The sequence below is a fragment of the Advenella alkanexedens genome (assembly GCF_019132845.1).
GTDB classification, from domain to species: domain Bacteria; phylum Pseudomonadota; class Gammaproteobacteria; order Burkholderiales; family Burkholderiaceae_B; genus Advenella; species Advenella alkanexedens.
In genome coordinates this window covers 116891-129946 of the sequence record NZ_JAHSPR010000008.1, presented here as the reverse complement: position 1 = coordinate 129946, position 13056 = coordinate 116891, and the positions used below count along the sequence as shown (strand labels likewise).

The window sequence follows — 13056 nt, the reverse complement described above, 5'->3', positions numbered from 1 at the left end:
TGCATTCCCAACGCGGGAGCGTGGGAACGAGTATGCTCCTGGGCGGGAAAAAATCAAGTTTAAATTAATTGACACAGATCAGTTTCATGCTGTTGGTGCCGTTGCCGGGGGCTGACAGGTCTCCGTTGGTCACAATGATCCAGTCACCGCTGTTTAGCGTTTGGTGTTTTTTCAACTCATCAAGGGCGGCTTGCATAAGTATCGCAGGATCAAGATGGCTGTTGTCAAAATTTACCGGGTAAACGCCCCTGAAAAGGGCAACGCGGTTTTGAGTTTCTTTATGACGGGTAAAACAATAAATGGGAACGCCTGAACGGATGCGTGACATGATAAGTGGTGTATGGCCACTTTCGCTAAGGGAAATAATGGCTTTTACGCCAGGGAAGTGATTGGCGGCATACATGGCGGAAAGCGCGATGGTTTCATCACAGCGTGGAAAAACCTGCCCCAGTCGATGACCGGATTTATTTGACGTAGGATGTTTTTCGGCTCCCATGCAAATGCGTGACATGGCCGTGACGGCCTCAACCGGATAATTGCCCGATGCACTTTCGGCCGACAGCATGACCGCATCGGTATAGTCCAGAACAGCATTGGCGACATCAGACACTTCAGCGCGAGTGGGGATGGGGTTGGCAATCATGGACTCCATCATTTGCGTGGCCGTTATAACCACTTTATTCAGAGTGCGTGCATGCAGGATGATTTTTTTCTGTATGCCCACCAATTCCGCATCACCGACTTCAACGCCCAAGTCGCCACGGGCAACCATGACGGCATCACTGGCTGTAATCAACTCATCCAGGGCCTGGTCATCAACCACGGCTTCAGCGCGTTCAATTTTGGCCACAATCCAGGCGTGGCTACCGGCCTGGCGGGCAAGTTGCCTGGCATGCTCAATATCGCTGCCATAGCGGGGAAAAGAAACAGCGATATAGTCGGCATGAATGTCGGCAGCCAGTTTAATGTCTTCTTCGTCTTTAGCTGTAAGGCTGGGAGCGGAAAGACCGCCACCTTTGCGGTTGATGCCTTTGTTGTTGGAAAGCGATCCACCGCTCACGACTCGGGTATGCACTTCCTGGCCTTCAATGCCGGTAATTTCCAGCACGACCCGGCCATCATCAAGAAGCAGTTCATCTCCGGCCTGGCAGTCCGTCACCAGGGCTGGGTAGTCAATACCGACAATATGTGCCGTGCCTTCATTGTATGGATGGGTGTTGGATAGAACAAAGGGTTGTCCAGCCTGTAATGTAACCTGTCCGTTGATGAATCGGGCAATCCTGATTTTGGGGCCTTGCAAATCAACCATGATGGCAATATGTTTTTGCAGCTTGCGTGCGATTGCCCTGATGGTTTGGGCCTTATGGCGGTGTTCTTCGTGGTTGCCATGAGAAAAATTTAGCCTCGCTACGTTCATGCCAGCCAGAATCATCTTTTCAATTTGATCGGGCGTTTGGGTTGCCGGCCCTAATGTAGCCACAATTTTAGTGCGTCTCAGATTCATATTTTCTTTTTTCATAGAGTGATAGCATTTTTTATGTTACAAAAAAGTAAGGAAACATCAAATTAAGTGTTGAAAACTTTTTTGATTCATGTAGAATTAATTCCTATAAAAGCAGGTATGCAGCAAATAAATCAGGTTTCAGCAAGTACTGAACCATCATACATAAATTATTAACTACTATCAGTAATTCAAAATCCATATAGCAGTATAAGTTCTAGAAAAAATTATATAAGTTTCAACTTTTCACTGTTTCTGTGCTTTTATCAGAACTAATGCAGTAACCTCAGCTTTACTGTGGGTCAGTGTGGTTCGCTTCAAAAATGTAACAAATTAAGAATTCAGCAATTTGATGGTTCAAGTTGCTGAGATTGGTGGGATGATCTCCCTGTTCGATGTTGCATATATATGAGTAAATTGACTGGGTGGGATATTCCATTTTGCAGTAACCGTGCCGGACGGCATCCGGTTCGAAAAATGTATCCGTAAAGGAGCAGCAAAATGAAAAAACTACTACTTATCTCTGCGTTGACTTTGGCATCTGGTACGTTCATGGCTACCAGCGCACAGGCACAAACTTTTAGTATTGGGCTTGGCGGTTTTGGTGCAGGAGGAAGTGCAAGCAGTTCCACTAGTGGCGCATCTGGTACAGGAGGCACACAGGGCTCATTTGGTTTTGGGGCTGCCGGCAATCAATCCGGAGCCTTGACTCAGTCAAGCGGTACTGCTGCAGTTACCATGAGTCCTGTTGGAGTGGGTACATCTACAGGTGGACACTCTACTACTGAGCAATATGGTAACGGTTTCTCTTTAGGAGGAGCTGCCCAAGGTACATCTTCAAATGCCGGTAGTAGCTATAGTACCAACGCTGGCGGTTTTGGCGGTTTTGGTGGCTTTGGTCTGGTTGGTGGTCTCTGGCCATAACTCAGGGCTCAATCGCCTTAAAAATTATAATATGCATATTATTCTTGGAGGGGGTTTCCCCCTCCGAAAGGAATCGCCATGAAAAAAATATTCACTGCAATTGCACTATTATTTGCATCGGGTCAGGTGCTGGCACAGGTTAACGTGGGTGCCGGGGCAGAAGCTTCTGCGGGGTCATCTTCCGGAGCCTCTTCAAGTGCAAACGTCACTTCGGGAGGAGCGGCCATTATTGACCTTACCTTTGGTGGATCAGAACAAAGGAAATCCCAGCGTATACACACGACCCCTAACGTTTATGCACCTGCAAGCATGTTTGGCGGGGCCAATAATTGCGGTCAATCCAATACTATTGGCGTCGGTTTTACCGGTTTTGGAATAGGTGGTTCGATGGCAGGTGAATCAGATGCGTGTAACGCACGAGAGGATACCAGTATTGCCTATAAACTGGGTTATAAGGAAGTTGCGGATATGCGTTTTTTCTGTTTTGGTGAAGACGTGAACCGCATGGCTTATGAGGCTACCGGACGGCGTTGTCCAAGCACGGCGACCGCCAAGGGTTTGCCAGAAAATGAGGTGGTTGCCAATCGGGTATCAGCACCTCCTGCAGTTGTGGTGAACAATCCTGGCACCAATGCAGTTGTAGCTAATACTGCCCGTACAAATTCTCCCAGGCAGGTCAGGGCCATTGCCTCAGGCAATGAGCTTGACGAGCAACGCTTGCGGGCTTTTTATGGCAATAATTAAGGGTTTGTTTGGTAAAGATGATTTCTACCTGAAAGAGACGTTATTAACAGGTGATTTTGGGGTATCACCTGTTAATAAGCAAGAAGATCTGATCGCGCTCTGTTGCTAATTAATTCAAGTTTGTATTAATTGGCAGACGAACAGTGAGGTATTGTCGGGTCATTGCTGTTTCGCTTTCAAACTCATGCATTTATTCTGCAGGTTCGGTCTCAGTCTCAGTCTCAGTCTCGTTTTCAAGGGCTTGAAATAGCTCCTCTTCGTTTAGCAACGCAGGGGCAGCCGATGTACCTGCCAAGCCAAGCAGGGAGGATGCTCTCATGGCGAACTCATTCAAGCCCATTTTTTTGCCATTGAAGTCAATCTGACTGTCTTCGGGTTGATCGGCATCATAGGTGACTGAAGACGTGGTTTTGCCATCTTTGTAAATAGCCATGCCGGATTGTTCCGCGACAAGGTTTGCCATGGCAGCAAGGATTTGTGCTTGAGCATCAGCTTCGGCCTTGTCTGTACCTTCGGAGATCTGAATAATGCCTGAGCCATATTCTTTGATAAGATTGTCATCAATAGAAAAGGATAGATTGGCTTTGCGCAATGATTCAGCGGCAAATAATTCCGGAGACTCCCTTGATTCGGCAGAGGCTTTTTCTCCGTTAAAAGCAACTCCGAAATTCAGCGATGCTTCGCCGGTTGTCGCTTTTATACGGAAGGGATCAATATGGAACTCAAATTTGTCATCAGCCAGTTTGACAAACAGGGTTTCGAAATGATCGGCCAACTCTTCTTCCTCGAATGAAGCAGAACTCAGATCCAGGCTGGCTGTTGCGCGGCTAAACTCATTAAGCGCCTTCATGTCCAGGTTGTTCACGGTCATCTTCAGGGCTGTGGTGCCAAAATCAATTTTGTTGACGTTGATATTATTCACGGAATAGGTGATGTCACCATTGAGCAGGCCTGCGGAAGATTCAGTCGTGCTGGCATTGACGTCGACCGAGTCGATGGCAATGGATTGGTCCGAACTGGTAATATTGAATTTTCCAAATGTTAAGGAAGTATCACCAATATAATTTTTGTGGGCGGTTCGGGTTGTTTTATTGCTAAGCTTAAAGCCGTCCGTAGACAGACTGCTGGTGCTTTTTCCCGTTGCTTTCATCGCGCCACCCATGGCTTCTGTATTGAAAAAAGCGTAATCAAGATTCGTGTGCGTAATCGCCTGTATCGGTTCGACCATGATTTCAACATCCTGATCATCGAATTTCAGTGGTGCGGTTTCAATCGTATTGGCAATTTCCTTGGCAAAAGAAAGCACGCTGCTGGATGTAAACGGCTCCTGTCCATTGGCGGCATCAAACAGTATTTTTGTATTGTCATTGTTAATGAGCGTGGTTTTGCTAATGGCCAAGGCGGGCGTAAAACGACCTTCCTGAATTAATGGCAGGGGGCCGTGAAAAACCTGGTTCAGGAACGTAATATTGGAAAGTTCTTGGGGCAGATCAGGTACATCTATGTTGAGCTTATAAATCCCGGTAGAGGAAAGAAAGCCTTTTTCATAGCTGACCTCACTCAGACTGAGATAGGGAGAGGTGTGTGCCAGAAATTCATTGAGATTACTGATGGATTTATCGATCTCACCTTTGGCCTGTTGGCCAACGTACCAGGTAGAGCCTCCCCATACGACACCGGCAGCAACAAGCGCGCCAATAACAATATTTGTTGTTTTCATAATGTACCTTTTTAACTTTATGGTTGTTTAACAGGATTTATTCTGCATGCAAACCAGTGCCTGAAGCTTGCATGTTTTTGCGTTCGATCAGCTCGATCTTGTAGCCGTCGGGATCTTCAACAAAAGCAATAACGGTGGTGCCACCCTTAACCGGACCGGCCTCACGTGTCACTTTGCCTCCGGCAGCCTTGACGGCTTCACAGGCCTGGCCGGCATCTGGCACGCCAATGGCAATATGGCCATAGGCGGTACCTAGTTCATAGGAGTCAACACCATGGTTATAGGTCAGTTCCAGTTCGGCCTGATGGGGGTTGGCCTCAAAACCCAGGAAAGCCAGACTGTATTTGTATTCGGGGTTTTCCGAACGACGCAGCAGTTTCATGCCAATTACGTTTGTATAAAATTCGATGGAACGCTCAAGGTTGCCGACTCGAAGCATGGTATGTAGAAATTGCATGATGACTCCTGGTGGAAATGGTTACAAACGGACTATTTTAGCAAACCTGTCTTTACCCAATGATGGGTGCAGTATATTTAAATGACGGGTACTGTAAGAAAGATACAACAGCATTATATAGATGAAAACTGAAGGCGGGTGAGCGCTTTCATACCTATCTTAAAGGATGGGGAGCGTACGCAGGTTTTTTTGTTTCAGCCTGTTTTTGGCGGCTTCATAAGTGGGCAAAATGCGTTTGACTTCAGCCCAGAAGCGGGGACTGTGATTCATTTCTTTCAGGTGAGCAAGCTCATGGGCAATGACATAGTCAATCAGATCCGGGCACAGATGGATCAGGCGCCAGTTCAGGCGAATCTGCCCATTGGCGTTGCAGGAGCCCCAACGGGTTGTGGCACTGGACAGGCGCAGGCACTGGGGTTTTGTGCCGCTGCTTTGCTGGAAATGTCTCAGACGGGTTTCAAACCAGGCCAGGGCACGCCCCTGAAACCATTGGGTGCAAGCTGTTTTAATGGCCAGGGCATTGGCGGTGGATGGCAGGTTGAGATAGAGAAGATCGTTATCTTGTGCCAGATTGTAATTGCCCTCATAGCGGCATGAAGCCAGCTGCGGGTCAAGTTGAACAATAATTTGCCGGCCCATATACGGCAATTGCATGCCATTTTGCCAGCGGATGGGGGTGGGGGATTCTTGTTGCCACTGCAGCAACTTGCTTTGGATCCAGGTTCTTTTTGCCTGGATGGCCTGGTCGATGACGGTTTGCGAGACCCATTTTGGCGCGGTAATTTTCAGTCCTTCAGCGTTAACCGTAAAACCAATGCTTTGCCGATTGGAACGCTGAAGAGTGTAAGGAATTCTATCCATGGGTAGTGTTGATAAAGGATAGTTGATTCATGGATATTATTGCCTTTGTGGAGCGTCAGGTCTTGTCGGTGTAACGATGTGGACTCAGTACACGCATTTCCCCTTCAATCCATTCTTCAACTTTGCGGTTAAGTTGGTCGTGGGTAAGGCCTTCGGATGAAATGGGAGGGCCAAACGAGAAGGTCACCAGACCGGGTTTTTTGAGGAAGGAATTGCGCGGCCAGACTTCTCCGGCATTGTGCGCAACCGGAACGACCGAGGCACCGGCATGGACGGCAAGACGAGCCCCACCTGATTGGTAGCGGCCTTTTTGTCCGACGGGTATCCGGGTTCCTTCGGGGAACAGAACCGGGCTGTGGCCTTCGCGGATGCGCTTGCTGCCAATGTCCAATACCTGTTGCATGGCACCCTTGCGGTCGGAGCGGTTGATGGGAATATTGCGCAGGCTGGCCAGCCCCCAACCGAAAAACGGGATGTAGTTCAGTTCTTTTTTATAAATGAAACAGGCCGGCTTGGGTGAGAACCAGGGGAAAAGCAGGGTTTCATAGGCAGACTGGTGTTTGCTTAGAAATACCACCGGTGTAGTGGGAATATTTTCCCTTCCCTTGATTTTCCATTTGATGCCAAGAATATATTTGGCTCCCCACATAAGCAGATGGGGCCAGCCTACCGTGAAACGGTATCGCCATTTGAAGGGAAAAGGCAGCAGCAGGAAACACCCGAGTGCGAAGGGAATGAGAGTAACGGCTTGAAAAACCAGAAACAGCAGGGCACGTAAAAAAGACATGATGATTAATTTTCCCGCAACCATTCATTGACAATATCCGCCAGGCTGGCACGGATTTGCGTGCCGGGTGGCAGATTGGGGTCATTTTTTGTTTTAAGGCCATTGCCGGTTTCCACCAGCCAGGGCTTCATGCCTGCGATCTGTGCGGCTTGCAGGTCGCGCAGGGAATCACCAATCACTGGAACCTGTGCCGGATCTATCTCGTAGCGGCGAATAATATCGTGAAGCATGCCTGGCAAGGGTTTTCGGCAATTACAGCCATCTTCCGGCTTGTGCGGGCAAATGAAAATGGCATCCACCTGCCCGCCCAGCAAAGTGAGCTCCTGATTCATTTTGGCATGCATGGCATTCAGATCGCTCATGCTGAACAGGCCCCGGCCCAGGCCGGACTGGTTGCTGGCAATCACCACTTTCCAGCCTGCCCGGTACAGGCGGGCAATGGCTTCGAGACTGCCGGGCAGGGGAACCCATTCATCGGCCGATTTAACAAAATCGGTACGATCCTGGTTGATGACGCCGTCCCGATCAAGAATCACGAGTTTCATTGCGCCAGCCTGGAAATGTCGGCCACCAGGTTCATGGTGCCATGTAACTGTGAAAGCAAAGCCAGACGGTTATTGCGGATGTTCGGGTCTTCAGCCATGACCATGACATCGGTGAAGAAGGCATCAACCGCTTCACGTGTGCTGGCAATGCTGCGTAAGCTGGTCTCAAACTCACCTTTGTTAAAGTGATCCAGAGCAACCGGCTGGATGGTTTCAATCGTGCCTGCCAGGGCTTTTTCTGCCGGCTCAAGCAGAATGTCGGCATTAATCGCAGGCAGTGATCCGTCGACTTTTTTCAGCAGGTTGGCAATCCGTTTGTTGGCGGCAGCCAGACTCTCGGCTTCGGGTAATTGTGCAAAGGCGGTAACGGCCTTGACCCGGTCGATAATTTCATTCAGTGGCGGTGCCAAAGCAATAACAGCATCTACAACTGAGCGGTCATACTCGTTATTGAGCTGATTGCGGTAACGTTCGTAAATGAATTCCTGTACTTCGGTGACCGTGTTCGGGTTCAGGCTGATGTTTTCAAACGTGCCAGCGGCAAATTCAAGCAATTCATTCAGGGACAGCCTGGTTTGCAGGTTCAGGAACTGGCCGGCGGCCAATTGCTCAACCGCACTGATCAGGCCCAGCGCGGCACGGCGCAAGGCGTAAGGGTCACGCTCACCGGTGGGAACCAGACCAATCCCCCAAATGCCAACCAGGGTTTCGGCGCGTTCGGCAATAAACAAAATGGCCGAGGTCAAGGTTTCCTGGCTGACGGGCTTGTCGTAACGCACGCGGTACTGGTCTGCCAGGGCTGTCACGATTTCTTCGGGCTCGCCATCGGCCTTGGCATAGTAGGCGCCAATAATGCCCTGCAGTTCAGGGAATTCACCCACCATGTTGGAACTTAAATCGGCTTTGGCCAAGAGGGCGGCACGGTCGGCCAGCGCGACATTGGCGCCAAGCTGCTGGGCAATGTAAGCGGCAATTTTCCGGACCCGTTCGGAGCGGTCCAGCTGGGTGCCCAGTTTGTTGTGGTAAACAATGGTGGCCAGTTGCTCGACACGTGCGGCCAATGGCATTTTACGGTCGGTATCGAAGAAAAATTCGGCATCGGCCAGGCGCGGGCGCACGACCCGTTCGTTGCCCTCGATAATCTGTTGTGGGTTCTCGATGTCCATGTTGCTGACAATCAGGAAGCGGTGTGTCAGCTTGCCAGTGGCCGGGTCGAACAGGGGGAAATATTTCTGGTTCAGGCGCATGGTCAGGATCAGGCATTCTGGTGGTACGGCCAGGAATTTTTCCTCAAACTGACCGATATACACGGCTGGGTATTCCACCAGTGAAGTGACTTCGTCGAGTAGCGCGGTGACCTCGGGATCGTTGCCAATAGTGGCACCCAGTGAGGCCGCTTTTTCAGCCAGCAGGGCACTGATCATGTCGCGACGTTCTTCATACGAGGCAATGACCTTACCTTCTTCGCGCAGTTGCTGCTCGTAGGTGTTGGCATGGTTTAACTGAACCGGTGCCTGGCTAAGGAAGCGGTGTCCCCGGGTTACGTGGCTGGATGAAATGCCCAGCACGCTAACTGGCAGGACCTGGTCACCAAACAGGACAACCAGACCATGCACGGGGCGTACGAAGCGGACACTGGTTTGTCCGTCGGCCAGTTGATAGCGCATGACTTTGGGAATGGGCAGGTTGGCAATCGCCTCATCAATGGCGGTTTGCAGGAATGCGGCCAGTTGTGCGCCGGGGGCGGTGCCTTTGGCGATTAAATATTCCTGTTTGCCATCGGATTCGCGAGTCAGGTCAGCAACACTCAAGTGTTCCAGGCCTTTGGCGGCCAGTTTTTTTTGCAGGGCGGGGCTGGCATTGCCGTTTTCGTCAAGGCCGATTTTCACAGGCATGAGTTTTTCTGCAAAGGCCTGTTCGGGAGCCTGCGCCAATACCTGGCTTAAGCGGACACCAAGCCGGCGTGGTGTGGCAAAGGACTCAAGCGCGCACTGTTCACCCAGAAGGTGTTGTTTGTTCAGGGACTGGTAAACACCTTGGGCAAATGCCTTGCCCAGCTTTTGCAATGCCTTGGGGGGCAGTTCTTCGGTAAGTAATTCGATCAGTAAAGGATTCGTTGACATTTATGCAATCTCTTGTTTTTTCAGCATCGGGAAGCCAAGCTGTTCACGGGAGTCGTAATAGCACTGGGCAACTGCACGGGACAGGTTGCGGATACGGCCAATATAGCTGGCCCGTTCGGTAACGCTAATGGCGCCCCGGGCATCAAGCATATTGAAAGTATGGGCGGCTTTCAGGACGACCTCGTAGGCAGGCAGGGCCAATGGGATCTCGACCAGTTTTTTGGCTTCGGCTTCGTAGTCATTGAAATGCGCAAACAGCATTTCTGTTGAGGCGTATTCAAAGTTGTAGGTGGATTGTTCAACTTCATTCTGGTGAAACACGTCACGGTAATACACGGTATCGCCATTGGGACGACGGGTCCAGACAAGGTCATAAACACTTTCCACGTTTTGCAGATACATGGCCAGGCGTTCAAGACCGTAGGTGATTTCACCGGTGGTGGCCGGGCAGTCAAGGCCGCCTACCTGCTGGAAGTAAGTGAATTGCGTGACTTCCATGCCATTGAGCCAGACTTCCCAGCCCAGGCCCCAGGCACCCAGCGTGGGGTTTTCCCAGTCATCTTCAACGAAGCGGATATCGTGTTCCAGGGGGTTGATGCCCAGCGCTTGCAGCGAACCGATGTAAAGATCAAGAATGTCGGGTGGAGCCGGCTTGAGCACAACCTGGTACTGGTAATAGTGTTGCAGGCGGTTGGGATTTTCGCCATAGCGGCCATCTTTGGGGCGGCGTGATGGCTGCACATAAGCGGCATGCCAGGGCTCGGGACCGATGGCGCGCAGGAAAGTGGCTGTATGGGACGTACCCGCGCCCACTTCCATGTCGTAAGGCTGGAGCAACGCACAACCTTGTGCGTCCCAGTATTCCTGAAGTTTTAAGATAATTTGCTGAAAAGTAAGCATGAATTCGACTCTAGCATCGGATGAATAACCAAACCTTGGATTTTAGGGTATTTGTTGCGGTTCTAGGGATAATTTGTGGTTTGAAAGGGTAAAATGCCTCAATAACCCCGAACCTACAGGAGACAACTGTGACAGAATTGGTGAAATCAGAAATCATTGGCCGGGTATTGGTCATTACCATCAACCGACCTGAAGCCCGCAACGCCCTTACTTACGATACTTCTTTTGCGCTGGCTGCCGCGCTTGACCAGCTTGACGCCAATGATGACCTGACGGTGGGCATTCTTACCGGACAAGGCAATACGTTTTGTTCGGGCATGGATTTGAAAGAGTTCGCCAAAACCCAGCGCCGTGCCGTGGTGCCGGGCCGCGGTCTGGGTGGTTTGTGTGAGGCACCGCCTCAAAAACCCCTGATTGCCGCCATCGAGGGCTATGCGTTGGCCGGTGGCTGTGAATTGGCGCTGGCCTGCGATTTGATCGTGGCCGCTGAAAATGCCCAGTTTGGCTTGCCTGAAGTAAAACGTGGCCTGGTGCCCGGTTCGGGTGGCATGCTGCGCCTGCCGCAAAGGCTGCCGTACCACGTTGCCATGGAGATCTTATTAACCGGTGACATGATTCCCTCCACGCGTGCGCACCAGCTTGGTTTGGTCAATCAACTGACAGAACCGGGCAAAGCGCTGGAAGCTGCGCTAAAATTGGCTGAGAAGATTGCAGCGAATGGCCCTCTGGCCGTACGTACGGTCAAGCAGGTGGTGGTGCAGTCACAAGACTGGCGCCAGGAAGACATGTTTGCCCTGCAACAGCCACGCATGGCGCATATCTTTGTTTCAGAAGATGCCAAAGAAGGGGCTACCGCATTCGCCGAAAAACGGGCTCCGGTCTGGAAAGGCAAATAAACCGTAAAGTTGTTAACCGTTAGTTTTTTGAAAAAGTTGATTGAACAATGACTACCATTATCAAAGAAGAGGACCTGATCCAATCCATCGCGGATGCGATCCAGTTCATCAGTTTTTACCATCCTGCCGACTATATTCAGCATCTGGCTCGTGCCTATGAGCGCGAAGAAAGCCTGGCAGCTAAAGATGCGATTGCCCAAATTCTGACCAACTCCCGCATGTGCGCGGAAGGGCATCGCCCCATTTGTCAGGATACCGGCATTGTGAACGTTTTCCTGAAAGTGGGTATGGATGTCAAGTTTGATCTGAAAGGTACGCTGCAAGAGGCATGTGATGAAGGCGTTCGTCGCGGTTATCTGGATCCTGACAACAAGCTGCGTGCTTCCGTGCTGGCTGACCCCATTTTTGAGCGCAAGAATACCAAAGATAATACCCCCTGTATCCTGAGCGTTGAGCTGGTTCCTGGTGACAAGGTTGACGTTCAGGTTGCGGCCAAAGGCGGTGGTTCAGAAAACAAAACCAAGTTCGCCATGCTCAACCCCAGTGACTCGATCGTTGACTGGGTACTGAAAACCGTTCCGCAAATGGGGGCCGGCTGGTGTCCTCCAGGCATGTTGGGTATAGGGGTGGGTGGTACCGCTGAAAAAGCCATGTTAATGGCCAAGCAGTCACTGATGGAAGACATCGACATGTACGAGTTGCTGGCCCGTGGCCCGCAAAACAAACTCGAAGAGTTGCGTATCGAGCTGTATGAAAAAGTCAATGCCCTGGGAATTGGTGCCCAGGGTTTGGGTGGCCTGACAACCGTGCTGGATGTCAAAATCAATACTTACCCAACCCATGCCGCCTCTAAACCCATCGCCATGATTCCAAACTGTGCGGCAACCCGTCATGCCCACTTTGTACTGGATGGTTCAGGCGTTGCCGTGTTAACACCGCCTTCTTTGTCTGATTGGCCAGATGTGCAATGGGCACCCGATTACAACAAGTCCAAACAGGTGAATCTGGATACCCTGACCAAAGAAGAAGTGGCCAGCTGGAAACCCGGTCAAACCCTGTTGCTGTCCGGCAAAATGCTGACCGGTCGTGATGCCGCCCACAAGCGCATCCAGGACATGTTGGCCAAGGGCGAGTCATTGCCGGTTGATTTCACCAATCGTGTTATTTATTATGTTGGCCCGGTTGATCCGGTGCGTGATGAAGTGGTTGGCCCTGCAGGCCCCACCACGGCAACCCGTATGGACAAATTCACCGATATGATGCTGGAAAAAACCGGCCTGATTTCCATGATCGGCAAGGCCGAGCGCGGACCGGTCGCGATCGAGTCCATTCGCAAGCACAAATCGGCTTATTTAATGGCGGTGGGTGGTTCGGCTTACCTGGTGTCCAAAGCGATTCGTAGCGCTAAAGTCGTGGGCTTCGAGGACCTGGGCATGGAAGCCATTTACGAGTTTGAAGTGAAAGACATGCCGGTAACCGTGGCTGTTGATTCTGAAGGCACATCTGTCCATAAAACAGGCCCCAGAGAATGGCAAGCCAAAATCGGTAAAATTCCAGTAGCGGTAGAAGAGTTGTAAGCCGTTTCTGTTGTTGAAGAC

At 50.7% G+C, this 13056-nt stretch carries 12 protein-coding genes; 4 read left to right on the top strand and 8 right to left on the bottom strand.

Annotated features, from left to right (window positions below; genetic code table 11):
• Positions 1-64 precede the first annotated feature (64 nt).
• Complete coding sequence (gene pyk / locus KU392_RS11200; protein ID WP_425514657.1) at positions 65-1519, bottom strand: pyruvate kinase; 1455 nt, start codon at positions 1517-1519, stop codon at positions 65-67.
• A gap of 483 nt (positions 1520-2002) precedes the next feature.
• On the opposite strand from pyk, the gene KU392_RS11195 reads away from it, so the two are divergent.
• Both KU392_RS11195 and KU392_RS11190 read left to right on the top strand, forming a co-directional pair.
• The gene (locus KU392_RS11195) at positions 2003-2425 is read left to right on the top strand and encodes a hypothetical protein (RefSeq protein ID WP_217735344.1); all 423 of its coding nucleotides are present in this window, start codon (positions 2003-2005) and stop codon (positions 2423-2425) included.
• A gap of 78 nt (positions 2426-2503) precedes the next feature.
• Positions 2504-3169 (top strand): hypothetical protein, encoded by a 666-nt coding sequence (locus KU392_RS11190; protein ID WP_211182278.1) that lies wholly within the window; start codon positions 2504-2506, stop codon positions 3167-3169.
• Between the two features lie 190 nt (positions 3170-3359).
• Here the strand turns inward: KU392_RS11190 and KU392_RS11185 are convergent, their stop codons facing one another.
• The 7 genes from KU392_RS11185 to glyQ form a co-directional block, all read right to left on the bottom strand.
• A complete protein-coding gene (locus KU392_RS11185; RefSeq protein ID WP_217735343.1) occupies positions 3360-4889 on the bottom strand; it encodes a YdgA family protein in 1530 nt (509 codons plus the stop codon).
• 37 nt (positions 4890-4926) lie between these two features.
• Positions 4927-5346, bottom strand: coding sequence for a lactoylglutathione lyase (gene gloA, locus KU392_RS11180; protein WP_169293843.1), 420 nt, complete (start codon positions 5344-5346; stop codon positions 4927-4929).
• 159 nt (positions 5347-5505) lie between these two features.
• The gene (locus KU392_RS11175; protein WP_217735342.1) at positions 5506-6207 is read right to left on the bottom strand and encodes a M48 family metallopeptidase; all 702 of its coding nucleotides are present in this window, start codon (positions 6205-6207) and stop codon (positions 5506-5508) included.
• Positions 6208-6262: 55 nt separating this feature from the next.
• The gene (locus tag KU392_RS11170) at positions 6263-6994 is read right to left on the bottom strand and encodes a lysophospholipid acyltransferase family protein (protein WP_169293845.1); all 732 of its coding nucleotides are present in this window, start codon (positions 6992-6994) and stop codon (positions 6263-6265) included.
• A 5-nt stretch (positions 6995-6999) separates the two neighbouring features.
• The gene (gene gmhB / locus KU392_RS11165; protein WP_169293846.1) at positions 7000-7539 is read right to left on the bottom strand and encodes a D-glycero-beta-D-manno-heptose 1,7-bisphosphate 7-phosphatase; all 540 of its coding nucleotides are present in this window, start codon (positions 7537-7539) and stop codon (positions 7000-7002) included.
• Entirely contained in the window at positions 7536-9662 is a 2127-nt protein-coding gene (glyS, locus tag KU392_RS11160) for a glycine--tRNA ligase subunit beta (protein ID WP_169293847.1), read from the bottom strand. The genes gmhB and glyS overlap by 4 nt, the downstream gene beginning before the upstream one ends.
• The gene (glyQ, locus tag KU392_RS11155) at positions 9663-10562 is read right to left on the bottom strand and encodes a glycine--tRNA ligase subunit alpha (protein WP_169293848.1); all 900 of its coding nucleotides are present in this window, start codon (positions 10560-10562) and stop codon (positions 9663-9665) included. It lies immediately after the preceding gene.
• A gap of 128 nt (positions 10563-10690) precedes the next feature.
• Between glyQ and KU392_RS11150 the strand changes: the two genes are divergently transcribed.
• Entirely contained in the window at positions 10691-11458 is a 768-nt protein-coding gene (locus KU392_RS11150; protein ID WP_169293849.1) for a crotonase/enoyl-CoA hydratase family protein, read from the top strand.
• A gap of 47 nt (positions 11459-11505) precedes the next feature.
• The gene (locus KU392_RS11145) at positions 11506-13035 is read left to right on the top strand and encodes a fumarate hydratase (RefSeq protein ID WP_169293850.1); all 1530 of its coding nucleotides are present in this window, start codon (positions 11506-11508) and stop codon (positions 13033-13035) included.
• The last annotated feature ends 21 nt before the right edge of the window (positions 13036-13056 follow it).